Annotated in this window: 20 protein-coding genes and 2 pseudogenes; 10 read left to right on the top strand and 12 right to left on the bottom strand. The window is 63.7% G+C overall.

All coding sequences use genetic code 11. From position 1 onward, the window contains the following. The first annotated feature begins 124 nt into the window (after positions 1–124). The gene (locus AC1DKV_RS35545) at positions 125–1,834 is read left to right on the top strand and encodes a carboxylesterase/lipase family protein (RefSeq protein ID WP_477139188.1); all 1,710 of its coding nucleotides are present in this window, start codon (positions 125–127) and stop codon (positions 1,832–1,834) included. A 14-nt stretch (positions 1,835–1,848) separates the two neighbouring features. Here AC1DKV_RS35545 and AC1DKV_RS35540 read toward each other — a convergent pair whose 3' ends face one another. Beyond that, positions 1,849–2,799, bottom strand: a complete 951-nt coding sequence (locus AC1DKV_RS35540; protein WP_477139187.1) for a LysR family transcriptional regulator — start codon at positions 2,797–2,799, stop codon at positions 1,849–1,851. Positions 2,800–2,931: 132 nt separating this feature from the next. Here AC1DKV_RS35540 and AC1DKV_RS35535 point away from each other — a divergent pair, with 132 nt between their 5' ends. The 4 genes from AC1DKV_RS35535 to AC1DKV_RS35520 all read left to right on the top strand — a co-directional run bounded on the left by AC1DKV_RS35535 (position 2,932) and on the right by AC1DKV_RS35520 (position 7,917). Next, positions 2,932–3,918 (top strand): Bug family tripartite tricarboxylate transporter substrate binding protein, encoded by a 987-nt coding sequence (locus tag AC1DKV_RS35535; protein ID WP_477139186.1) that lies wholly within the window; start codon positions 2,932–2,934, stop codon positions 3,916–3,918. A gap of 166 nt (positions 3,919–4,084) precedes the next feature. After that, complete coding sequence (locus AC1DKV_RS35530; RefSeq protein WP_477139185.1) at positions 4,085–5,488, top strand: M20/M25/M40 family metallo-hydrolase; 1,404 nt, start codon at positions 4,085–4,087, stop codon at positions 5,486–5,488. A 52-nt stretch (positions 5,489–5,540) separates the two neighbouring features. After that, on the top strand, positions 5,541–6,623 hold the full coding sequence (locus AC1DKV_RS35525; protein ID WP_441623703.1) for a Glu/Leu/Phe/Val family dehydrogenase: 1,083 nt from the start codon (positions 5,541–5,543) through the stop codon (positions 6,621–6,623). A 205-nt stretch (positions 6,624–6,828) separates the two neighbouring features. Beyond that, positions 6,829–7,917: a porin gene (locus AC1DKV_RS35520; protein ID WP_441623701.1), complete on the top strand. Its 1,089-nt coding sequence runs from the start codon at positions 6,829–6,831 to the stop codon at positions 7,915–7,917. Positions 7,918–7,968: 51 nt separating this feature from the next. On the opposite strand, the gene AC1DKV_RS35515 is transcribed toward AC1DKV_RS35520, so the two are convergent. Genes AC1DKV_RS35515 through catA form a run of 5 tightly spaced genes read right to left on the bottom strand, consistent with a single transcriptional unit; the run spans position 7,969 to position 12,804 of the window. Beyond that, positions 7,969–8,754, bottom strand: coding sequence for a 1,6-dihydroxycyclohexa-2,4-diene-1-carboxylate dehydrogenase (locus tag AC1DKV_RS35515; RefSeq protein WP_477139184.1), 786 nt, complete (start codon positions 8,752–8,754; stop codon positions 7,969–7,971). A gap of 17 nt (positions 8,755–8,771) precedes the next feature. Then, positions 8,772–9,791 carry a benzoate 1,2-dioxygenase electron transfer component BenC gene (gene benC / locus AC1DKV_RS35510; RefSeq protein WP_477139183.1) on the bottom strand — a complete coding sequence of 340 codons (1,020 nt, stop codon included), beginning with the start codon at positions 9,789–9,791 and terminating at the stop codon, positions 8,772–8,774. A 21-nt stretch (positions 9,792–9,812) separates the two neighbouring features. After that, the gene (gene benB / locus AC1DKV_RS35505) at positions 9,813–10,328 is read right to left on the bottom strand and encodes a benzoate 1,2-dioxygenase small subunit (RefSeq protein WP_441623695.1); all 516 of its coding nucleotides are present in this window, start codon (positions 10,326–10,328) and stop codon (positions 9,813–9,815) included. Then, positions 10,325–11,776, bottom strand: coding sequence for a benzoate 1,2-dioxygenase large subunit (gene benA / locus AC1DKV_RS35500; protein WP_477139182.1), 1,452 nt, complete (start codon positions 11,774–11,776; stop codon positions 10,325–10,327). The genes benB and benA overlap by 4 nt, the downstream gene beginning before the upstream one ends. Continuing rightward, the gene (catA, locus tag AC1DKV_RS35495) at positions 11,773–12,804 is read right to left on the bottom strand and encodes a catechol 1,2-dioxygenase (RefSeq protein WP_477139181.1); all 1,032 of its coding nucleotides are present in this window, start codon (positions 12,802–12,804) and stop codon (positions 11,773–11,775) included. The genes benA and catA overlap by 4 nt, the downstream gene beginning before the upstream one ends. 146 nt (positions 12,805–12,950) lie before the next feature. On the opposite strand from catA, the gene AC1DKV_RS35490 reads away from it, so the two are divergent. From AC1DKV_RS35490 to AC1DKV_RS35475, 4 genes are all read left to right on the top strand, one after another. Then, positions 12,951–13,868: a LysR family transcriptional regulator gene (locus AC1DKV_RS35490; protein WP_477139180.1), complete on the top strand. Its 918-nt coding sequence runs from the start codon at positions 12,951–12,953 to the stop codon at positions 13,866–13,868. A 112-nt stretch (positions 13,869–13,980) separates the two neighbouring features. Continuing rightward, the gene (locus tag AC1DKV_RS35485; RefSeq protein WP_477139179.1) at positions 13,981–15,126 is read left to right on the top strand and encodes a muconate/chloromuconate family cycloisomerase; all 1,146 of its coding nucleotides are present in this window, start codon (positions 13,981–13,983) and stop codon (positions 15,124–15,126) included. Then, positions 15,123–15,905, top strand: coding sequence for a 3-oxoadipate enol-lactonase (gene pcaD, locus AC1DKV_RS35480; protein WP_477139178.1), 783 nt, complete (start codon positions 15,123–15,125; stop codon positions 15,903–15,905). The genes AC1DKV_RS35485 and pcaD overlap by 4 nt, the downstream gene beginning before the upstream one ends. 26 nt (positions 15,906–15,931) lie before the next feature. After that, positions 15,932–16,768, top strand: a complete 837-nt coding sequence (locus tag AC1DKV_RS35475) for a 3-oxoadipate:acetyl-CoA acetyltransferase (RefSeq protein ID WP_477139177.1) — start codon at positions 15,932–15,934, stop codon at positions 16,766–16,768. A 242-nt stretch (positions 16,769–17,010) separates the two neighbouring features. Here the strand turns inward: AC1DKV_RS35475 and AC1DKV_RS35470 are convergent, their stop codons facing one another. From AC1DKV_RS35470 to AC1DKV_RS35450, 5 genes and pseudogenes are all read right to left on the bottom strand, one after another. After that, the gene (locus AC1DKV_RS35470; protein ID WP_477139176.1) at positions 17,011–18,387 is read right to left on the bottom strand and encodes an MFS transporter; all 1,377 of its coding nucleotides are present in this window, start codon (positions 18,385–18,387) and stop codon (positions 17,011–17,013) included. Between the two features lie 300 nt (positions 18,388–18,687). Next, positions 18,688–19,305: a pyridoxamine 5'-phosphate oxidase family protein gene (locus AC1DKV_RS35465; protein WP_477139175.1), complete on the bottom strand. Its 618-nt coding sequence runs from the start codon at positions 19,303–19,305 to the stop codon at positions 18,688–18,690. Between the two features lie 29 nt (positions 19,306–19,334). Further along, positions 19,335–20,668 (bottom strand): annotated as a pseudogene (locus tag AC1DKV_RS35460) (adenylosuccinate synthetase). A gap of 2 nt (positions 20,669–20,670) precedes the next feature. Then, positions 20,671–21,141, bottom strand: coding sequence for a RidA family protein (locus AC1DKV_RS35455; protein ID WP_441623679.1), 471 nt, complete (start codon positions 21,139–21,141; stop codon positions 20,671–20,673). A 154-nt stretch (positions 21,142–21,295) separates the two neighbouring features. After that, the gene (locus AC1DKV_RS35450) at positions 21,296–22,081 is read right to left on the bottom strand and encodes an AraC family transcriptional regulator (protein ID WP_477139174.1); all 786 of its coding nucleotides are present in this window, start codon (positions 22,079–22,081) and stop codon (positions 21,296–21,298) included. A gap of 143 nt (positions 22,082–22,224) precedes the next feature. Here AC1DKV_RS35450 and AC1DKV_RS35445 point away from each other — a divergent pair, with 143 nt between their 5' ends. Next, positions 22,225–23,085 carry an alpha/beta hydrolase gene (locus AC1DKV_RS35445; RefSeq protein ID WP_441623675.1) on the top strand — a complete coding sequence of 287 codons (861 nt, stop codon included), beginning with the start codon at positions 22,225–22,227 and terminating at the stop codon, positions 23,083–23,085. A gap of 211 nt (positions 23,086–23,296) precedes the next feature. Here AC1DKV_RS35445 and AC1DKV_RS35440 read toward each other — a convergent pair. Next, positions 23,297–23,452 (bottom strand): annotated as a pseudogene (locus AC1DKV_RS35440) (SDR family oxidoreductase); the annotation flags it as partial. Between the last annotated feature and the right edge of the window lie 592 nt (positions 23,453–24,044).

The raw sequence follows: 24,044 nt of genomic DNA, 5'->3' as shown, positions 1-24,044 counted from the left end.
ATGCATTGGACAAATAAATATCAATTCAATATTATCAAGTAAATATATATAAGCCGCACCGATGATTATCGATAAATATTTCCGTGCGCGGCAATAATCTCCCTCTCCCGGCATTATCGTATTTATGCTTTATTTTAATTCGTTTCATTTTTTGAAAGAAGGAGGGCAGGGGGAAATGGCCAACAGAGTGAGAGCAGTGCAACTTGATCGGACACTGCGTGGCGCGTTAGCTATCGCCGGCTCGGCGCTGGTCGTTGCCGCTTGCGGCGGCGACGATAATAGCCCGCCGGCAGCGGCGGTTTCCCAGGCGCCGCCGCTGGCGGTGACGACAGCGGAGGGCCCTGTGATTGGCACCGCCGCTAACGGTACCGTGTCCTTCAAAGGCATCCCCTACGCCGACCCGCCGGTGGGGCCGCTACGCTGGGCACCGACCAGACCGGCAACGGCGCGATCCGCGCCCCTGGATGCGTCAGCGTTCGGCGCTGCCTGCCCACAGCCTGCCACCGGCGGTGAAAAGGTGACAAGTGAAAACTGTCTGTTCTTGAACGTGTGGAAGCCGCAGAGCGCGGCGTCGGGCAGCAAGCTTCCGGTGGTCGTGTACATACACGGCGGTGCGTTCACACTTGGATCGGGTGGCGGCGACATGAGTCGACTGGCATCAAAAGGCGTCGTCGGCGTGAGTCTCAACTACCGGCTAGGCGCCCTGGGATACCTTGCCAACGCGGCATTGCGGTCGTCAAACCGCGACGGCAGCCTCGGAAATTTTGCATTGATGGACCAGATGGCCGCCCTGGCCTGGGTTCAGCGCAATATCGCCGCATTTGGCGGAGACCCAACGAACGTTACGATCTGGGGCACTTCCGCCGGAGCCACCCAGAGCTTTTCGCTACTTCAGTCCCCGAAGGCAAAAGGCTTGTTCCAACGCGCCATCATGCAGAGCGGCGGTGCGTCCGAGTACTCCAATCCATCGCAGGCATCCGCATTGGCTGTCGGCGATGCGGCAGTGGCAGCGCTCGGTTGCGACAAGGCCGCCGATGTCGTGGCTTGCCTGCGAGCGCTGCCGGTATCTGCATTGCTCAATGAGACCGGCCGGAAATGGCGGCCGACGGTGGATGCCCAAATCGTTACGCAAGTCCCCGCGCAGGCATTTGCGACCGGCAACTTCAACCAGGTTCCCGTCATGACCGGAGGCGTCTACGACGAAGGCACGCTGTTTGTAGACCCAGCCCTGCCGGCGGCCGCCTACCTTCCATACCTCCACGGCCTGGCGCCGGCTGGCTTCGATACCACGGCTATCGACGCGGCCTATCCGATCTCCGGGTATGYGGTACCAGCCCAAGGCATCGCCAGGGCGATCGGCGATGCGATGTACGCGTGTGGGAATAGTGCAAGGCGCGACACACTTTCGGCATGGGTGCCGGTTTTTGCCTGGGAGTTCACCGACCCGGCACTCTCGTTTCCCGCTGCACCCACGCAGTTTTACTACGGCACCGCACATGGCATGGATAGCTTCTATCTGTTCGACACGGTGGACCAGCTGGCCACGTACCCATACTTCGACGAGCGCACGGCGCCGCAGGATCCTGACCGCACGAAAGCGCGCCAGGCACTCGCGGCGCAAATGTCCAGCTACATTGTGAACTTCGTGAAGACGGGAGATCCTAACGGCGACGGCACGAACATCCCAGTGCGCTGGCCGAGATTCACCGGCCCGACCGACCGCGCCATGATTGCGTTCTCGTATCCGGTCATCAAGATCACGAACAACGCCTTCGAGACGGCGCACAAGTGTGACACGGTGTGGGGCCCGACGGTATTTCCCTCAATCTACTGACCACGGCGTCATCCTTATCCTCGGCAGTCCGCGCCCGGGCGGCCGAGGCCTTGTACTGTGTCCGATTCCTGCCGGCACAACTCCTCGCAGAAGTCGCGTATGACCGCCGTTGGCGGGGCCTCCGTGCGCCACCGCATGGTGACGAAGACGAATTGCGCGCGCAGCGGAGGGCATCGGGCAACGTTCAACGCCACTAGTTCACCCGCTTGTAGCATGCGTCGGGCAACGCCGAGCACGCCGACAAACAAGGCATCCGTGCGCTTCACAGCTTCGAGCAGGCCCGGGATCTCGTCCGATGTCACATGCAGCCATTTTTGCGGATAAGCATCAGGGCCAAACGCCTCGACGAGGTTACGCGAAAGGTCATCACTKATCGCGGTGGAGATGATCGGGTACTCGCGCAGTTCGTCGAACTCCACCACATCCTTTCCGCTCAGCGGATGCCCCTGTCTGCAGAGAAAACCAGAAGGTATCTCGGCMAATGGAAAGATGTTGAGGTCATCGTGAAGTGGCACGGCACGGGAATTAACCACCAGCGCGTCGATCGACCTTGCCCGCAGTGCCGTGAGCTGATTCGCCACGCTGCCGCCCATTATCTGTACGCGGATGCCCGGGAAGTGATTCAACACATGCTCCAGCAGGGGAGCCGTCAACATCGCGCTGGGCGCCGCGCTCAAGCCCAATTGCACGGTGCCGATCTTGCCCTGACCGAACAGCTTTGCGCTGCGCTTTAGCTCGCGCGCTTCGATGACGATCTTCAAGGCTCGCTCCGCCACTGCCGCGCCGAATGGCGTGAGTTCGTTGCGCTTGCCGATGCGGTCGATCAGGCACTGCCCAAGTTCGCTCTCCAGCATCTGGATGCTTCGGCTTAGTGCAGGCTGAGTCAGATTGAGTTTTTCMGCCGCCCGGCTAAACGAGCCGGTTTCGACGAGGGCAAGGAGATGGTCAAGCTGCTGAAGGTTCATGGGTTGCCGTCTCTGGGCGCCAAAGCATGAGAAAGAATTATCAAAAAAATGATAACAATGCATTGKACCGATAGTCGATAGGTTTCTACCATACTTTTGCGGCTTTGCTAACCTCTCGTACTCAAGACGAACATGAAACTTGCAAGAACCCTTTGGGCCCTGTTCACGCTTGCCTTGGCTGGGCTGGCCCCGGCTTCGGCGCAAGGGCCATATCCAGCACGCCCCATCTCTCTGATGGTGCCGTATCCAGCCGGTGCAGCCAGCGACGTCACGGCTCGCGCGTTGAACGGATTGATCGGCCAGGAGATTGGCGGCCAGGTGATCGTCGAGAACCTGGGCGGGGCCAGCGGAGCCATCGCGGCGAACAAGGTACTCGGAGCGGCAGCCGACGGCTATTACCTGTTCCAGGGTTCACCTAACGAATTGATCCTGGCGGGATTGGCCAACAAAGGAGTCAAGCACAAGCCGGAGGATTTCGAGTTCGTGGCGCCGGTTGCGACCTCGCCATTGATACTGATGGTCAATGCAGGCATCCCGGCCGATACCCTTGACGAGTTCGTTGCGCTCGCCCGGCGCAAGGGCAAGAACACATTGAATTACGGCTCGCCCGGTGCCGGCTCGCTTGTGCACCTGATGACCGAAATGGTCTCCAAGCGCATCGGTGTGCCGATGACTMACGTCCCGTATAAAGGCGGCGTGCCGCTGGTGGCGGACTTGATCGGCGGACAGATCGACTTTGCCATCTTGCCCTATCAGGCCAACTACGAAGGTTTTGTCAAACAGGGCCGCGTGAAGATCATTGGCACATTCTCGAAGCGACCGCTACCGTTGCCCTTCCAGTCGATCCCGACAATCGATAAGAGCCGTGTCCTGGCAGACTTCGACTACGGTATCTGGACCGCGTACCTGGTAAAGAAGGGAACCGATCCCGCCATCGTCGAGCGCCTGAATGCGGCCATTGCCGCGTCGCTGCGCAATCCGGCCGCGCGCGCCGTTCTGGAAGCACAAGGCAAGACTCTCTTCGACCCCATGAGCATTGCCGCCGGCAAGAGGTTTTACGAGGCTGAGATACAGCGCTACCGCGCGATCTTCAAGGCTTCTAGCTACGAACCGGAATAGCCGGCATGCCGTCTGCCAGCCGCAGGAAGCGGCCAGACGGCGACATCCCTTCCCCGTTTTCCCCAGAGCCATGCCCCGGCGTTCCCCGCCGGGATGGATTGCCACGCCTGCTTGCCGAGCGAGACGGGGCATGGTGCACGCCTTCGACCTTACCGGACCACGATTCATGACAGCAGAAGTCATTCAATATCTCGAATCACGCCAGGACAATATTGTCGGCTGGCTAGACGAATTCCTGCGTATTCCCAGTGTGAGCGCCGACCCGGCGTTCGCGCCCCGGATGGAGGAGGCCCGAGCATTTCTGTTGGAGCGCCTGCGGAGCATGGGCCTGGACGATGTGCGTCTGGTGGATGGCGGCGGTGAACCTGCGGTATATGGCTCATGGCTGGGCGCGCCCGGCAAGCCCACCCTCCTGATCTATGGTCACTATGATGTGCAACCCGCCGAACCCATCGCCCTGTGGCGTACACCGCCTTTCGAGCCGACGCTGGATGGCGACCGCCTTTATGCTCGCGGCGCGTCTGACGTCAAGGGGTCGACGACCATTGCTTTGGAAGTCGTTGCCGCATTTCTCGCCGTCAACGGCGCGTGTCCGGTTAACGTCAAGATCTTCCTGGAAGGGGAGGAGGAAACCGGTAGCCCTTCGCTGAGTGCGCTAGCCCAGCGTCACCGGCAACTGCTCTCGGCCGATGCGGTCTTGTCCGCCGACGGCGGTCGCGCCAGCGCGGACTTTCCGACCATCAACACTGGCGCGCGTGGCAACTGCCTGCTCGAGGTCAGCCTGATTACCGCGGACAAGGATCTGCACTCCGGGCGCTACGGCGGCTGCACGCTGAACGCGCTGCATGAGATGGCGCGCCTCGTTGCATCGCTGCACAGGATCGACGGAAGCGTCGCCGTKGAAGGCTTCTATGCTGGTGCGGCGCCGCTCGCGGCGTCACAGCGGGCGGACACTGCTGCTTTGCCCTTCGACGGGGTGGCCTATCTGGGCGATGTCGGCGCTGCGGCGCATGGTGAGCCGGGCTTCAGCATGCGCGAACAGATCACGCTGCGTCCCTGTCTCGATGTCAACGGGCTGTGGGGCGGCTACACGGGCAGCGGCAACAAAACCATCATTCCTTGTCAGGCCAACGCCAAGATGAGCATCAGGCTGGTGGAGGGGCAGGAATCCGGGCAAGTGCTGCAGGCCGTGCTCGAGCATCTGCAGAGTCATTGTCTTCCGGGAGCAAGACTCGACGTGGTGGCCATGCATGGTGGCAGCCCCGCATCGACCCTCGACGCGGGCCATCCCCTTGTTMTCGCAGCCGACCAGGTGCTGAGYAGCATCAGCGGCATCCGGCCGGTTCGCGTGCGACTCGGCGCCTCGGTTCCCATCACCTCGCTGTTCAAGGAAGTCCTCGGCATCGACACCCTGATGTTCGGCTTCAACCTGCCGGACGAGGATGTCCATGCGCCAAACGAGTTCTTCCGGATCAGCTCGATCGCGCAGGGCCTGAAGGCCTGGACCCTGCTGCTGGCGGCGCTGGGCGAGTTTGCTCCCGCTACCTTTCATGCCGGACTGTCTGCATAGCAGTTGTCTCGACCTTGGGCATTCATTCACTCCAACCCATCTGATTTCCAATATGCCTTCCATTGATATCCACCGCCTCGCCTCGAGGAAAAGCCTCTTCGGCGTTGCAGGCGAGCCCCCTCACGAGAAGGTTCATTTGTTCGCGGACGAGAGCACGGGGCTGCGTGCCATCGTGGCATTGCACAATACTGTTCGGGGCCCCGCGTTCGGCGGCTGCCGTTACTACACGTATGGCTCGGAGGAGCGAGCCCTGGAAGACGCCCTCAGGCTGTCGCGGGGCATGAGCCTGAAGAACGCCATGGCGGACCTGCCCTTCGGCGGCGGGAAGTCGGTGATMCTGCGCACTCCGCAACAGACCAACCGGGCCGAGCTGTTCCAGCTGTTCGGCAGCTTGATCCAGTCGCTGTCGGGTACCTACATTACTGGCGAGGATGTCGGCACCACTGAGGAGGATCTGCTGCAGATCGGGAAGCAGACGTCGTTCGCGGCGGGCATTCCCCGGGCGGGACAGTTTGGGGGAAACCCGTCGCCAAAGACGGCGCTGGGCGTTTTTGCGTCTATTCAGCGCGCCTGGAAGATGATGCATGGCGACGCATCGCTCGATGGCGTCTCCGTGGCGATTCAGGGACTCGGCGCCGTGGGTTGGGTACTGGCTGACTGGCTTCACGGCGCTGGCTGCCGCCTGATCGTTGCTGACGTGGATTCCGCGCGCGCGGCCGCGGCGCACGCCGCGTTCGGCGCGAAGGTCGTTTCACCACAAGAGATMACGGCTCAACCAGTTGACGTGCTGGCGCCTTGCGCACTCGGCGCGACGCTGAACGCCGAAAGTATTCCTGGAATCCAGGCTCAACTGATTGCCGGCGCGGCCAACAATCAGCTTGCCACTTCCGACGACGGCGAAGCGCTCCATGAGCGTGGCATTGCCTATTTGCCTGACTTCCTCGTCAATGCGGGCGGTATCGTCAGCTGCGTCCGCGAATACGAGGGCGGCGCGACGGATGCGGCGGTGGATACGGAAGTCCTGCGCATCGCCGATCGTGTGGAAGGCCTGTTCGAACGCGCAAGCAGGACTGAGATGTCGCTTGCCCGAGCGGCGCAAGAGTGGGCGCTAGAGAAGCTGGCACGCTCAGCCTAGACGTCCGGGCGCGAAATTGCGCAATCCACGGCGGGTTGCCATCCGGCCCGCCGTTGGCATCCCGACACCCGCAGTCTCTGAAATCCAAATCAAAAGGGGACCGCGCCGCTATCGAAACGGTCGCGGTGGGGAGCGTCTCGTCTGTCTGAACCGCTCCTTGCCGCCTAACCGCCGCCCGGCATCCCTTCACATCGCGAGCCAATCCATGAAGAAAACCATCATTGCCATTGCTGCTGTCGTCGTCCCAGGCAGCGCGTTCGCCCAGGACAGCGGTATCGTGCTGTACGGGTTGATCGACGTCGGCGTCGAATATGCCAACAGACAACCAGACAACGCAGGAAGCGTGACGCGGATGACGTCCGGCAACCTCGCGGGATCCCGCTGGGGGCTGCGCGGGTCGGAGGATCTCGGGGCAGGCTATAGCGCCATCTTTGTCCTGGAGAGCGGCTTCGACACCGATACCGGCAAGTCCGGACAGAACTCGCGACTGTTCGGGCGGCAGGCATTCGTTGGTCTGCAGAATCCCCTTGGCAAGATCACACTGGGGCGGCAGATCACGCCATTCTTTGAATTCGGTGGCGACTACGACCCTATGCAGTTGGGAACCAAATACTCGCTCATCAGCCAGGACGTCTACTTCGTTTCTCGCTCCGACAACTCGGTCAAGTACGCGGGGACATTTGGCAGCTTCTCCGCGTCCGCGCTTTACAGCTTTGGCGTCGACAGCACGGTCAACGGCGGAAGCGAAGTCCCKGGTGCGCCAAAGATCGGCCGGGAGTACGGCGTTAGAGTGCGTTACGCAAGTGGCCCCTTTTCGATCGGCGCGATATACGACCAGGTGGGCACGGGAACATTGGCCGCCAGTCCAGACGCCAGGATCCGGCGCGCGGCAGTGGCGGCATCCTTCGATATCGGCCCTGCTCACACGTTCGCCGGCTACCGGCGGGCGAAGGCATACGACGGTGGAATCGTCACAGGGGCCCTGGCTGGCGCCGGCAACCAGGCATCCAACCTCTACTGGGCCGGGCTTAGATACGACTTGTCGGCGGCGCTGAGCCTGACAGGTGCAGCCTATTATCAGGACTTCAAGAACACCAATGCGGACCCTTGGCTGTTCTCGCTGCTGCTGGACTACTCGCTGTCCAAGCGCACCGACATCTTTACCGCGGTGGGCTATACGCTGAACCGCCATGGTTCCAACCTCGGACTGAGCAATGGCTCTTCCGGATTTGGGCAGACCACCGCTGGCGCCAATCAGTTCGGCGTCACCACGGGCATCAGGCATCGGTTCTGAGCGTGCTCACCTGGCGTCGGCGGCGGCCCAATCTACGCAAGTGGCTTTCCGTCAGCCCTGATCCCCACCGCCCACTGGCACGACCGTTCCTGTCATGTAAGAGGCCTCCTCGGATGCCAGGAACAGAATGGCGCGCACCTGCTCGTCGATCGTGCCATAGCGCTGCATCAGGCTGCTGGCTTTGGTCTGATCGACGATGGCCTGGTACCAGCTGGCTTCCTGCTCGCTCTGCGCTGAGGTATTGCGCGGTATCTTGCGCGGCGGCGCMTCGGTCCCCCCAGTCGCCACGGCGTTGACGCGTATCCCTTCGTGCGCATGCTCGAAGGCGAGGCTGGCCGTCAGTGCGTTGACGCMGCCCTTGGCCGCCGCGTAGGGAACGCGGTGGATGCTGCGCGTGGCGATCGACGACACGTTGACGATGACACCCTGGCGCCGCGCCACCATGCCGGGCAGCACCGCCCGGCAGCACCACAGCGTCGGGAACAAAGAGCGCCGGATCTCGGCTTCGATCTGGTCTTCTTCATAAGCCTGGAAGGGCTTTGCCCAGATCGTGCCGCCCACGTTGTTGACGAGAATGTCGATGTGGCCGAACGCTGCATCCGCGGCCTTCACCATCTGCACGGCGCCGGCGTAGCTCTCCAGATCGGCGTGCACGGCAATGGCCTGTCCGCCGGCTGCCGTGATCTGCGCCGCGACTTCATCGACCAGCGCCGAGCGGTMGACCAGCGCGACCCACGCGCCCTCGGCGGCGGCAGCCAGCGCCACCCMGCGGCCGATGCCTTGCGCGGCGCCGGTCACGACCATCGATTTACCTGCGAAACGTGTAGCCGTTCTCATATTGTCTTGCTCCTCGCTCATGCCGCGTTGCTGGCCGAGAACTTCTCGTAGTAGAAGCCGGCAGGCGTGATGCCGCTTTGCTGCAGCCACCCACGCACAGCCTCCACCATCGCAACGGGACCGCACAGGTAGATGTCGACATCGCCACCGTTGAGCCATTCCGGTTCCACATGGGCGGTGACATAGCCCTTGCGTGCATGGCCGCTGGCGGGGTCAGCCACGCAGGTCCGGTATTCGAGGCCGGGCAAGGCGGCCTGCGCGGCATCGATGCGCGACAGCGCCACCAGGTCAATGTCGTTTGTGACACCGTAGACCATGCGCACGGGATGCGCACAGCCGCGCGTGGCCAGGGCATCGAACATCGACAGGAAGGGGGCGATGCCGGTGCCGCCAGCCAGGAACAACACCGGCCGCGCCACCTCGCGCAGGTAGAAGCTGCCGTAGGGACCCGAGAATGCCACGCGCTCGCCGGATTTTGCCTGGCTGGTCAGCCAGGTGCTCATCTGTCCTTTCGGCACGTTGCGCACCACGAAGCCGGTGCGCGCGCTGCCGGGCGCGGAGCTGAAGGAGTATGAGCGCGTCTGGCTGGTGCCCGGGATCTCGACGTTGACATACTGGCCAGGCAGGAAGTCCAGGCCGCCGGCATCGTCCAGGTCGATGGCGAAGCCAATGGTCGACTCGGAGAGCTGTTCCAGCTCGGCCAGCGTCCCCTGGTAGGTGGCGACACCGGTCTTGCACGCGGCCGACGATGCGGGCACGCGGATCACGCAGTCCGAGCGGGGCCGRGTCTGACAGGCCAGCACGTAGCCGCCCGCGGCCTCCTCTGCGGTCAGCGCATCTTCGATATAACTCGATTCCGGCAAGTCATAGCTGCCCGACTCGCACAGGCCGCGGCAGGTGCCGCAGGCACCGTCGCGGCAGTCCAGCGGGATATTGATCTGTTGCCGGTAGGCGGCGTCGGACAKGGTTTCGTTCTCGCCACAGGTGATGAACCGGGTGACGCCGTCCTCGAATTGCAGGGCGATGGTATGTTCCATAGCGCGTTTCTCCAGCCTGGATCAGATGTGATAAATGTCGATGACCTGGTTGATGTAGTCGTTCTTGAGCACGACGTACTTGTCCAGGATGCGCGGCTGCCCGTCGGAGAGATCGAGCGTGTAGCGCGACATGCCGAAGTAGCTGTAGGTGGTCTGGTAGCGATGGCTGAGGGTGTGCCAGTTGAAGCGCACGGTGCACGTGTCGCCCTCTGCCCCGAGCACTTCCACGTTGCTCAGGTTGTGACTGGTGCGCGTGTCCGGAATGGTGGCGCTGGAGCGCTCCGTCTTGATGCGAAACACGCGATCTTCCAGGCCCTGGCGGGTCGGGTAATAGATCAGCGAGATCTCACGCTGCGGGTCGGTGATGAGCTCGCCGTCGTCATCCCAGCATGGCATCCAGAAGGTTGCTTCGGGGTGGTAGCAGGCGAGCCATGCATCCCACTCTTCGTCGTCCAGCAGCCGTGCCTCGCGGTACAGGAAGGACTGGATGGCTGCAAGGTCGACTGGCTTGTCKAGGGTGGTCCCGGCGGTGCTCATGCTGCGCTCCCTGCGGCGGCGTTGTCGAGGTCAGTGGCCGCCGTGGTATCGATGGCGTCGTTCGCGGATGCGCCGAGCTCCTCGGCCACGGCTTTCCTCATCACGTCCAGCCAGTAGCGGTGCTGCACCGTGTACAGGCCCTCGTCCTCGGTCCGCACGCCGCTCATCACCGGCTTGAGCCCGATGCGCTGCGCGGCCTCGTCGGCACCGTCAATCCAGTGCTTCGCGCCGCGGCACATGTCGTTCCAGGCCAGGGCCTGGCCGGCGTAGCCCTGCTGGCAGGCCCGGAATTCCTCGAGGTCGTCCGGCGTGGCCATGCCGCTGACGTTGAAGAAGTCCTCGTACTGGCGGATGCGGCGCGCGCGCGCCTCGTMGGATTCGCCCTTCGGCGCGATGCAGTAGATGGTGACCTCGGTCTTGTCGACGGACAGCGGGCGCAGCAGGCGGATCTGCGAGCCGAACTGGTCCATCAGGTAGACGTTGGGATAGAGGCACAGGTTGCGCGAATTCTGGATCATCCAGTCCGCGGCTTCCGCGCCGCAACGCTMGGCAAATTCCTCGCGCCGGCTGAAGTTGGGACGGTCCTCCGGATTGGCCCAGCGCGTCCACAGCAGCATATGGCCGTGGTCGAAGGCGTAGAAGCCGCCGCCCTGCTGGCCCCACTTGCCGGCGTCCATGGCGCGGATCTTGTCTTCCTGCGCGGTCTTCTGCTTGCGGTGGTTGGTGGTCGCGGCGTAGTTCCAGTGCACCGCCKACACGTGGTAGCCGTCGGCGCCGTTCTCGGCCTGCAGCTTCCAGTTGCCTTCGAAGGTGTAGGTGGAGGAGCCGCGCAGCACCTCGAGCCCGTCGGCGGACTGGTCGACGATCATGTCGATGATGCGKGCCGCTTCGCCGAGGAATTCCTTGAGCGGAGGCACATCCGCGTTCAGGCTGCCGAACAGGAAGCCGCGGTAATTCTCGAAGCGCGCCAGCTTCTTCAGGTCGTGCGAGCCTTCCTTGTTGAAGCAGTCGGGATAGCCGGCATTCTCGGGGTCCTTCACCTTCAGCAGCTTGCCGCTGTTGTTGAAGGTCCAGCCGTGGAACGGGCAGGTATAGGTGGCCTTGTTGCCGCGCTTGTGGCGGCACAGCATGGCGCCGCGGTGGCTGCAGGCGTTGATGAATGCGTTCAGCTCGCCCTGGCGATTGCGCGCGATCACCACCGGCTGGCGGCCGATATGGGTGGTGTAGTAGTCGTTGTTGTTGGGGACCTGGCTTTCGTGGGCCAGGTAGATCCAGTTGCCCTCGAAGATGTGCTTCATCTCGAGTTCGAACAGGTCTTCGTCGGTGAAGGCCTGGCGGTGCAGGCGGTAGTCGCCGCTGGCCTTGTCTTCGACCAGGAAGGCATCGAGGTCGAGGCGCTTTGCGCTGGGGCGAACGGGGGCCTTGCCCTCCGGATAGATGGGKATCATGGAGTTGTCTCCTGCCGATKACTTGTCTTCGGGGCGGTGCCGCGCATGCCGCTGCCGCCTGGGATGGATCTGCCGGCCCGCGGGGCGGGCGGTACTACGGAAAATCRGGCGGCGGCGCGCTGGCGCTCCACCTCGGCGGCGGGGGCGCCATCCTGCTCYGGCAGCAGCCGKAAATCGAAGTCGATCGATGCGAACGGCTTGTMGACGCCATGCTTGTCAAGCGCGGCGGCGTCGGTGACGCGGGTCACCGCGGGGACCAGCCCCTCGCGGCTGGCGAAGGCGAAGTCGTCCCAGAGGTATTCATCGCCGTCGATGTTGATCTGCGTGGTCAACTTGCGATAACCATCCGCCGACACAAAGAAGTGGATGTGGGCCGGGCGCTGGCCGTGGCGCGCGAGCTGGTCCAGCAGGCGCTGCGTGGTGCCCTCCGGCGGGCACCCGTAGCCCTTCGGCACGTTGCTGCGGAACTGGTAGCGGCCATTGGCATCGCTCACGATGGTGCGGCGCAGGTTGAAGTGCGACTGGGTCTTGTCGAAGAACGAGTAGTTGCCCATCAGGTTGGCGTGCCATACCTCGACGCTGGCCCCGGGCAGCGGCTTGCCGTCGGCGCCGTACACCGTACCCTGCATGAACAGGACCTCGCCCTTGCCGTCGTCGCTGCCGTCGTCGAGGCGGGCGAAACCGGTGCTCTTTGGCGCGCCKGCCACGTAGAGCGGGCCTTCGATGGTGCGCGGCGTGCCGCCGGTCAGGCCGGCGCGGGCTTCCGCCTCGTCGGCGCGGATGTCGAGGAAGCGTTCCAGCCCCAGGCCGGCGGCAAGCAGGCCCAGTTCCTGGCTGGCACCCGCCTCGGCAAAGTACTCGATGCCCTTCCACACTTCGCTCGCGCTCAGGTCGAGGTCCTCGATCGCCTTGAACAGGTCCGCGACCAGGCGAACGACCACCTGCTGCACGCGCGGATCGGGCGTGCCTTGCGTGCCGGTCGTGACGATAAAGCTGGTGACCAGGGCATCGATTTCCGAGTGGGTCATGAGAGTCTCCATAATTGTGGTGGGGTTCCGGTCCATGCTTTACGGGTATCAAGCTTGTTTTCCGGGCACGGATGAAGCATAGTCAACGGGGGTTTTTGCAGTCCAACACTGATTTAGTATCTGTTTTATACCCGGGAGGTATAGTTTTGGAATTGCGGCATCTGCGTTACTTTGTCGCCGTGGCGGAGGAACGGAACTTCACTCGCGCGGCCGACCGGCTGCATATGGCACAGCCACCCCTGTCGCGCCAGATCCAGCAACTGGAGGACGACCTGGGTGTGCAACTGTTCGAGCGCCACTCGCGTCCACTGAAGCTGACCGACACCGGGCGCTACTTCTATACCCACGCGCTGCAGCTGCTGGCCCAGACCGCGGAACTGCAGGCGATGACCAAGCGGGTGGGCAAGATCGAGCACAAGATGTCGGTCGGCTTTGTCGGCTCCACGCTGTACGGGATGYTGCCGCGTATCATCCGGCGCTTCCGGCAGACGCACGCCGAGCTGGAACTGAGCCTGCACGAGATGTCGACCATGGACCAGATCAAGGCGCTCAAGGAGGGACGCATCGACGTGGGCTTCGGGCGTATCCGGCATGAGGACCCATCGGTGCGGCGCGTGGTGCTGCGAGAGGAACGCATGATCGTGGCGCTGCCGGTCGGGCATCCGCTGGCTGACGCCAAGTCCCGGCTCGCGCTGCACGACCTGGTGGGTGAGCCGCTCATCATCTTTCCCAAGGCGCCGCGCCCCAGCTTTGCCGACCAGGTGCTGGCCGCCTTCCATGACCGCGCCCTGAAGCCACGGCGCCTGCACGAAGTGCGCGAGCTGCAGATCGCGCTCGGCCTGGTGGCGATGGGCGAAGGCATCTCGGTGGTGCCCAGCAGCGTGTACGGGCTCAAGCGGGACKACGTGACCTACAAGGAGCTGGACGATCCCAAGCTGGTGTCTCCCATCATCATGAGCACACGGATGCTCGACGAGTCGGCGGACCTGCTCTCGCTGCGGGACATGATCTACCAACTCTACGAGGAAGAAGGCATGGCCTACCTGTCGCCGCAGAAGCCATGAAGCACAATTGGCGCTTCATACTCCTCAGGTATGAAATCAGACGCCAACGGTGTTGGACGCCCAAAAAATAGCCCTACATACTTCGTGCAACATTCAACTGCACCAGGAAGGTATGAAAGTGGCGACTCAATCCAGCTCCATAGGCATCGAATCGATCGAGGCCATCCTGGTCGATCTGCCGACCATCCGGCCGCACCAGCTCGCCATGGCGACGATGCAACGGCAGACCCTCGTGATCGTCCGCCTGCGCTGCGCCGATGGCGTGGAAGGCATTGGCGAGGCCACTACCATCGGCGGCCTGTCGTATGGCGACGAAAGCCCGGAGGGCATCAAGCTGACCATCGACGCCTACCTGGCCCCGGCGCTGCTCGGCCACGACGCCACCAACATACACGCCGCCATGGCGCGGCTGAACAAGGTGGCGCGCGGCAACCGCTTCGCCAAGTCGGCGCTGGAAACCGCGCTGCTCGATGCGCAGGGCAAGCGTCTCGGCGTGCCGCTGTCGACACTGCTGGGCGGCGTCGTGCGCGACACGCTGCCGGCGCTGTGGACACTGGCCAGTGGCGATACCTCCCGCGACATCGACGAGGCCGAGCGATTGCTGGGCGAGCGCCGCCACAACACCTTCAAGCTCAAGATCGGCCGGCGCAGTGTGCGTGACGACGTGGCGCATGTCTCCGCGATCAAGCGCGCGCTGGGCGAGCGGGCGCGCGTCACCGTGGACGTCAACCAGGCCTGGAACGAAGCGGATGCCGCCACCGGCATCGCCATGCTGGAAGCCGCCGGGATCGACCTGGTCGAACAGCCCATCGCGCGCGAGCAGCGCCCCGCGCTGGCCCGGCTGGCAGCCCGTTTCGTGGTGCCCATCATGGCCGACGAGGCCGTGTGCGGCCCCGAGGACGCGATGGAGCTGGCCCGCCTCGGTGCCGCAGACGTGTTTGCACTAAAGATCGCCAAGTCCGGTGGCATCTTCGGCATGCTGCGCACCGCCGCGGTTGGCGATGCCGCCGGCATCGCCCTCTACGGCGGCACCATGCTGGAAGGCAGCGTCGKCACCATCGCCGCCGCTCACGCCTTCGCCACGCTGCCGCAACTGGCGTGGGGCACGGAACTGTTCGGCCCGCTCCTGCTGAAGGACGACATCGTAGTGGAACGCCCGGTGTACCGGGACTTCGCGCTGCACCTGCCGCAAGGGCCGGGGCTCGGGGTCGCGCTGGATGAGGACAAGCTGGCCCACTACCGGCGGGACCGCACATGAGCATCGCGGATCGCAACGGGCTTCGCCTCTACTATGAGCTTCACGGGCCGCAAGGCGCGCCGGTGCTGGTCATGTCCAACTCGCTGGGCACCACCCTGTMGATGTGGGATCCCCAGATGCCAGCGCTGCTGGAGCACTTCCGCGTGCTGCGCTACGACACGCGCGGCCATGGCGCATCCGGCGTGMCGAGCGCGCCGTTCGGCATGGACGAGTTKGGTGGCGACGTGCTGGCGGTGATGGACCACGCCGGCGTGGGGCAGGCGCATTTCTGCGGCCTGTCGATGGGAGGCATGACCGGCATCTGGCTGGCACGCCATCATCCCGAACGCTTTGGCCGATTCGTACTGGCGAATACCGCGGCGCTGATCGGGCCGCCATCCGGCTGGAACACACGCATCGATCACGTGCGAAGCCACGGCATGTCGATGGTCGCCGAGGGCGTGCTGGCCCGCTGGTTCACGCCGGCCACGCTGGCAGGCGATCCGGCGCGCCTCGCCCCCGTGCTCGCCATGCTTGCCGCCACGGATCCCGACGGCTATATCGGCAACTGTGCCGCGGTGCGCGATGCCGACMTGCGCAGCCTGTTGCCAGGCATCCTGTCGCACGTGCTGGTGATCGCAGGCGTGCAGGATGCCGCCACGACGCCGGAACAGGGCAGCGAACTCGCGCGGGGCATTGCCGAGGCCGAATACCTCGTGCTCAATGCCGCGCATCTGTCCAACTGGGAGCAGCCCGCGGCATTCTCGCGTGCGGTGATACGCTTCCTTTCGAGGGCATGATGCCCTATACCACCTCAGGAGCCGACATGACCCAGCCCTGCATTATCTCCGTCGCCATCACCGGCTCCTTGCCGCGCAAGCGGGACAACCCTGCCGTGCCGATCACCGTCAGCGAACAGGTCKAGTCCACCCAGGCCGCGTTCGAAGCGGGCGCCACGCTCGTCCACCTGCACGTGCGCAATGACGACGAGACGCCATCCTCGGAGCCGGACCGCTTTGCCCTCGTACTCGAGGGAATCCGCAAGCATGCGCCCGGCATCATCACGCAAGTCTCGACCGGTGGCCGCTCCGGGGCGGGAAAGGAGCGCGGCGGGATGCTGTCGCTGCGGCCGGACATGGCGTCGCTTGCCACGGGATCAGTCAATTTCCCGACTCGCGTCTATGACAATCCGCCAGACCTCGTGGATTGGCTTGCCGCCGAAATGAAGGCCTACGCCATCAAGCCCGAGATAGAGGCCTTCGATCTGTCGATGATCTTCCAGGCGGTCGCCATGCAACAGGCGGGCAAGATCGACGGCGCACTGCATATTCAGTTTGTGATGGGCATCAAGAATGCGATGCCGGTCGATCGGGAAGTGCTCGCCTTCTACGTGCAGACCCTGCGGCGCCTGGCGCCCGATGCTACCTGGACCGGCGCGGGCATCGGCCGGGACCAGTTGACGATGGCGCGCTGGTCGCTCGAACTCGGCGGCCATTGTCGCACCGGCCTGGAGGACAACGTCCGGCTCGACAAGGATACCCTTGCCCCGTCCAATGCCGCGCTGGTCGGCCAGGTAGCGGCCTTGTGCAAGGAGCATGGGCGCCCCGTGGCGACGGTGGCGCAGGCGCGGGCGCTCCTGGGGTTGCCCTCGGCCGCGAATTGAAGCGGATCGGGAGCAGAGAAAGACGCAGGCGACGCGGATCTCATCGCCTATTCGTCATGGCCTTCGTCTCGACGACGAGCAGCCGGAAACGCCGGCTGGCTCTCGTCTCCTTGGGTTCGGCAAGCCGGAGCTTGTTCCTTTTGAGCCGGACCAGCGTCAAATCGGTCACACGCAGGTTGTCCCGACCTATCGATCATTTCGCAGTCGGCCAATGCCGAAGGMCGCCCCCTCCCTTCCGTTGCTCAATCAGCTGAGATCGATTCCAACGCCTCGCCTCGCGTTTCAATGCCAAAGCGATAAACGATGAATGCAGCCGTCAGGAAACAGGCGGCGCCCAGCGCAAAGACGCCGGCCTGGCCTGCCAGCGGCAGGATAAGTCCGACCATGGTTGGCCCCAACAGCGAACCGAATCGGCCAACCGTGGAGGCCATGCCGCAGCCAGTAGCGCGGGCGCGGGTCGGATAAAGCTCTGGCGTATAGGTGTACAGCACGGCCCACATGCCGAACATGAAAAACTGCATCATTCCGCCCGACAGGAAGAGTGCGACAGGCTCCGAATTCATACCCGCGACGCGGCCATACAGAAAAGCCATCACCGCGCCGCCCACGAGCGTGATCACGCATGCCGGCTTACGGCCCCAATGCTCGATGGCCCAGGCGGCGCACAGAAATCCCGGGATGCCGCCGACGGAGATATACACGGTGTATAGCACCGACTTGGTCACGCCCATGCCGGTCTGCTGTAACAGCGCCCCAATCCAGGTGTTGAGCCCATAGAAGCCAAGCAGCGCAAAGAACCACAGGCCCCACACAGTCAGGGTTCGGTTTCGATATTCCGGCGACCACAGTACCTTCACGCCGAATATCTCGGCTTCGGGGACGACAGCGGTGGCTGCGGCCTCGGGCAGCGATGTCAGTTTCATCCGTCGCTTCACCGTCTCTTCGATGTGATCAACCACGCGAGAGGCTTCCTCGTGCCTGCCTTTGGATTCGAGCCAGCGTGGGGACTCCGGCACGTAGCGCCGCACCACGAAGAGAAACAGTGCCGGCACCGCGCCGAGCAGGAACATGGTGCGCCAGTTGTACGCCGAGAGCACGTGGTATGACAGGAGCCCCGCGCAGATGAAAGCGATGGGCCAGTTTCCGTCCATTAGCGCCAAGTATTTGCCGCGCTGGCGAGCGGGGATGAATTCGGACAAAAGCGTTTGTGCGAGCGGCAGTTCCATACCCATCCCCAGACCCAGCAACAGGCKATAKATGCCAAGCGTCACGGGGTCACTGGCGGTGGAGCAGAGAAAGCTGCCCAAGCCCCACACGATCATGCTTACCTGAAACACCGGCTTGCGTCMGAAGCGATCGGCAAGCATACCGGAACTGAGCGCGCCGACAGCCATGCCAACAAAGCTCGCGCTGCCCAGCATCCCAGCTTGCGCACTGGTCAACGCGAACTCGGTGCGAATCGAGCCGAGCAAATACGTCATCATCGCCAAGTCAAGGTTGTCAAAGAAGAACGCCAGTGCGATCACCATGAAGAGGAAGCGGTGGTAGCCGCATACGGGTAGTCGCTCCAGTCGGTCACTGATGCGGACCCGCATCAGCTCTGTAGAGGTCACTTTCATCTTGTCTCCTGTCTTGTATTGGCCGGGGAATTTAGGGGCCGGCTCGTGCAACTTCGCCGGTTGGCATGTAATGTCGCGCGGCCCTGGCTGCGTAGCCCGCTCCGGGATGCCAAAGCATGTCGCCGGGGCGCCAACCCGAGCGGCGGACGGCACCGGCCTCAACAGGCTGTAGCGGCGCGCTCGGTACACAGACGCAATCGGAGCAGCAGGAGGAAGGCGAATCGGAAAGGCGCGCGCCGGCACACGCTTTCACGTATGCCGGCGGCAGGGCGGCTCGCTGGAGGAGCCAAGGGGTGCGGGTCAGCGGGTCGCGAAGCGCAGGGGATCAAACGCATCTTCCGGCAGCGCCGACAGGGAGGCACCGGCGGGAAATGGATAGCGCAGGTATGGCGCACGCGGCTGACCGGGCGGTGAATACTGCCCGTCGGCGAGGATCCGCTTCTTGGCCGTCAGCGACTGAATCTCGCACCGGTATGCCACGATCTGGTTCGCCGCGCCGTCCTCGATCGGCGTGTAGTCCTTCTCGGGTCGGAACTTGTCCAGCGCCACAGACTGGTGTGCGCGGATATCCTCGGTCCGTTCGCGCACCGTCGCGACACAGCGTGMGATGACACTGTAGTACTCGAGGCTGGTGTTCTGGCCTTTGGGCGCCTTCAGCAAGGCGACGGGGCGGTCGATCTCGATGGTGATATGCGCGTTGGCTCGGATCGCAGTCGCCAGCTTTCCAAAGCGCGAACTGTGTATCAGAAAGGCGTCACCAGTGAAGGTGAAACTCTGCGCCGTCACGTACGGGAACGGTGTGTCGTGGACACCGACACGGCAGATCAGTTCGTCCTTAAGAAAGGCTTCAATGGCGGGCCAGTCGGTCCAGGCAAGGTCAGTGCGGCGCATCTCTGCGCTCAGGTAGTCGGGGGTCATGGTTGTCTCCAAGGAGGACTTGGGCGGGATCAAGGCAGCACGCGCAACTGTTCGCGCGCCGGGCCCAGCCCTATGCCGCGCAGGCGGCATCCGAGCTGGCTGGCAAGCCAGCGCAGGAGTTCGTCGAGCTCGGGCGGCAATGGGTCCTGAGGTTTGCGAGGCAGTGCTGCCGCGCTGAACGCGGCAAAGCGGTGGATTATGGGCCCGTMGTTATCCGTCCAGTCGCTATCCACCAGCGGGATGGCGTGGTCGGGCGTCTGGGCGAACAACGCCAGGCAATCGCACTTGTTGAGGAAAAGCTCGTCGATCCCATGCTGCTGCACGGCACGCCGAAGCTGCGCGACATCGAGCAAGCCGACCCGTCTCGGGCGGCCGGTGCCGGTGCCATACTCACCGGTCAGCATGCGGATGGCGACGCCGAGGCCGAAGGCATCCTYGCCTGCCAACAGGAGGCCAGGATCGTAGACCAGGGCTTCCTGCTGCCGACCTAGTCCACGTTGCGCCGCACTTGCGCAGTACTCAGCAGATTGCGCTGCGCCAAGCTCGGATGGGAGCGGTCCCGATCCGACCCGCGATACGATGGCCTTGGCAATGCCAATTGTCTTGCGGTGATACCGGCACGGCAGGTCGCCGCCGACGTAGGCATACGCTGGCACCGTATGGCTTGACGTCACCCACGGCTGGTCCCCATGCGTGATATCAAGCATCACCGACTGCGCGCCCTCGAACAAGACGCGCGCCCCGTCCTGTACGCGACGTGAAAGGAAGGTCGGATCGGACACAACAAGGTTGCGGATCTCCGCCCACGCCGCGCGCATGCGACTGATATCTAGGTCCGCGTCGTGTTCCCGGCTGGCAGCGGCCACCTGGAGAAAAACGGCGTCACTGTCGGCCAACAGGTCACGAAGCTGAAACGAGGTCCGCGTGCCATCGCGTGCCCGCAAGGCATGGTCGGCGTAGCACGGGCCAATGCCGTTGCCTGTCGTGCCAATGGTGCCACCGTGCTCGCGGTCCAGCGCGACATGCAGGGGCTGGACCACCGGGCATCGCTGATGGCCAGGCGCGAGTGCAACGATATACCAAGGCTGCCCAGCATCGCAATCTCCTCGGCCAACTGGGTCAGCCCAATTGCGCAGCCTGACCCGATGTAGAGGGACAGATCGGGATGCAACACGCCGGACGGAACTTGCCGCAAACGTACGGTACCCTGAGGCGTGGCGATGGTGTGGCCTGCGTTGGCGCCGCCGTTGAAGCGCGCCACTATGTCATAGCTACCGGCAATATGGTCGACGACTCTCGCCTTACCCTCGTCGCMATACTGGAGACCCACGAGCACGTCGGCATAGCCAATCTGAGGTGACATCGTCATGCTTCGACGTCGAGMGCGAACGTGGCTTCGATCTCCACGGGAGCGCCAAGCGGCAGGCTGGCCACGCCGATGGCGATACGGGCGTGCCGGCCTTTGTCTGCGAAGATGAAGTTGATCAACTCCGACGCCGCATTGACCACGGCCGGCGCGTCATGGAAGCCATCGGAAGTCGCGACGAAGCCGCCCAGGCGAAGCACGCCATCGATCCGTTCCAGATCGCCGTTGGTGGCCGCCGAGGCCCAGCCCAGCAGATTGGCGACGCAAAGGCGGGCGGCTTCGCGCGCATCGTCCAGGGACACTTCCGCTGGAACCCGCCCGGCGAATATAGGCTGGCCTGAGCGCACGGGCAACTGGCCGGAAACCGTCAGGATGCCGCGGTGCAGGGTATAAGGTACGAACAGGGCCGTTGGAATGGCTGGCGGCGGCAGCACGATTGCTGCCTCGCGAATGCGATCGATGATTGTCACGGGGTTCCTCTTGTGAGCGATGGCGAGCGCGCCGCCGCGCACAGATTGCACGACAGATTCGCCACCTTCACTGTGCCGCCCGAGGCTTCGGCTGTCCGGCGCACGGACGCCAGGCAATATCGCGCAGACGCCAGGCTGTGAGGCCGGTGCGCCCTTACCGCCGAGTCGCGTCGCGAAAATACTCAGTCGGAGTCATGCCCAGCGCCCGCCGGAACATCGCGCTGAAGGCGCTCGGGCTCTCATAACCGAGTTGCAACGCGATGTCGGTCACGTGGCGTCCCTGGGCCAGAAGGCGCACCGCGGCCATCAGCCTGGCTTGCTGCTTCCAGCGGCTAAAGGTCAGGCCGGTCTCCTCGGGGAACAGCCGGATGATGGTGCGGTCGCTGGCGCCCACTGACCGGCTCCAGGCCTCGACGGAAGTCTCGTCGGACGGGTCGGCGACGATCCGGGCGCAGATCTTGGCAAGGCGCGCATCCTTTGGCATAGGCAGGTGGAGAGGTACCACGGACAGGGGGCGCATCTCCTGCAGGAGCAGTCCGGCGACGAGGCCGTCGCGGCCGTTTTCCTCATAGTCGACCGGCATGCGCACCATCTCCGAAACGAGCTCGCGCAGCAGCGGCGGCACCGCGACGACGCAGCATGTCGTCAGTTCGCTGGGCACGGCGTCCTCACGAACATAGACCGTGCGCATCTCGACCTCACCGCATGCCTGCATGGCATGGCGAACGTCGCCCGGCACCCATACCGCCCGCTGGGGCGGCACCACCCAGGAGCCCATCCCTGTGGTCACCAKGATCGCGCCACTGTACGCGTAGATCAGCTGGGCACGCGGGTGCGAGTGGTAATCGATATAAAAGCGATCGGGCAACGCGCGGGCCATCCCGCCAACTGGTCGGCCAATGTGCTGGTAGTCCTCGCGGTTTTCACTTTTTCCGAACATGGCGTCTCCGAGACAACAAGTGTCATCCGCCGGCGCGCGCTGGGCGGCGCCAGAAAGTATTGTGGGTTCGACGTCAGCGCACGTCGCATTTACCMCAGGGATCGATCTCTCCATCGATCCCCCAGTTCGGAGCCAAAACTCAAATGTCAGTGTATCGAAACTTCGACCAGCAGTCCCTGGACAAGCAATACAACGTCAGGGGCGGGATCCCGCACTATCAAGCGATCTTCGACCGATGGGCGAAGGAGAGCCGCGACTTCCGCCTCGCACGTCCCGTCAAGGAAGACCTAGCGTACGGCGATGACCCCAAGCAGTCATTGGACTTCTTTCCTGCCGGCAAGCCGGGCCGGCCATTGCTGGTCTTCATCCACGGTGGATACTGGCAGTCGCTGGACAAATCGGACTTCAGCTATGTCGCCAAGCCGTACTTGGAACACAATATCAATGTCGCCGTGGTGAACTATCGTTTGGCACCAAACGTGACCATGGCCGGGATCGTACGCGACAACCAGGACGCCGTGGTCTGGCTGTACCGAAACGCCAGGGAACTGGATTTCGATCCCAATCGCATCTTCGTCTCCGGCCATTCGGCGGGCGGCCACCTCACTGCAACACTTGCAGGAACGCGCTGGGCCGACTTCGATGTCCCCGCAGATATCATGAAAGGCGGATGCGCCATCAGTGGCCTCTATGACCTCGAGCCGATCCGGCTCTGCTATCTCAACCAAGTCGTGGGCCTTAGCGCGGCGGACGTTACCGCCTACAGTCCCATGCAACACCTGCCCTCAACCAGGCTGCCAATGATCCTGACGGTTGGCGGCGAGGAGTCCTCGGAATACCACCGTTTGCAGGCCGAGTACTGTGCGCAACTGCATGAGCAGGGAATCGCGGTTGAGATTGTCGATCAGGAGCGCGGCCATCATTTCGACGCGGTTGATTACTTGGGAGAGGCCCGGGGCAAGCTTGCCGCGGCGGTGCTCAAGATGATCGCAGCAGGAGCGTAGGCTTTCGGCCGTCGCCCTGCGGCGCCGCACGATTCCCTTCAGGCCTCGGGATGGCAGGCCCAAGGTGGCGGCGATCGCGCACGGCATTTGGCGGCCGGTTCAGGCGTTTACTGCTGGCCATCGACACGGCGCCGCTCGACGGCGGCCCGGCCGATGTCGCCGGGCCGCCCCGTCATGAACACGGTTCCCTCTTCGGGTCGTGCTGCCACGCCTATTTTCCGGTGATGCCGCCGTCGATGATCAACTCGGTGCCTGTGATGCAGGCGGCGGCGTCCGATACGAGGAAAGCACACGCATAAGTCACGTCCCGGGCGGTGCCCATGCGGCCCACAGGCACCAGACGCGCGCGCGCCTGCCTGGCCCGATCGAAGTGCTCCGCGTCGTACAGCCGCGCTCGTCTCCATGGCGGCACCCACCTTGCCGATGCCGACGTTGTAGTGCCGCACGTCCACGGGCCCKAATGCATCGCGCGCCCCGGCAAAGAGCCGCCCGACATCCTGCTCKGGCGTAACGTCACCGAAAAGGGCAACGGCGCGCCCGCTCACTTCAGTCAACGCACAGGCCGGGCAGAGGGTCACGCCCAAGGCAGTCACCGCGCTTTCCATTCATCGGGATCCATCCTGCTCGGACTCCGGGCGTACCGCCCGGGCGCCCGTGTCGGCTCAGAGCAGACACTCCGGTGTCGTTGTGTTGGTTCCGGCCCGCCAGTTCCAGGACGGCACGCCCCTGGGTTTGACGCCATATTTCGCACTCGAAAGAAATTTCTCCCAAGCCCCGCCTGGGCTTGCGGGCGATCTGCGCCGGCATGGCCCGCCTTGGCACACTCCATGCGTTTGTACCTCCCGAGCGCAGAAACACTGCTCAAACCAACCGAACCCAAAGTTCAATCGCTCCCAAGGAGAACTGCCATGACTACCACCCTCGCCATCAAGGACCTGTCCGTCACCGAAGAACTCGAC

This window comes from Cupriavidus sp. 05T41 (genome assembly GCF_056396525.1).
This window is presented reverse-complemented; position numbering and strand designations above follow the sequence as displayed.

Coding starts and splice junctions, on each gene's coding strand:
- AC1DKV_RS35445 (WP_441623675.1), top strand. CDS start 22,225: ATGTCAGTGTATCGAAACTTCGACCAGCAGTCCCTGGACAAGCAATAC.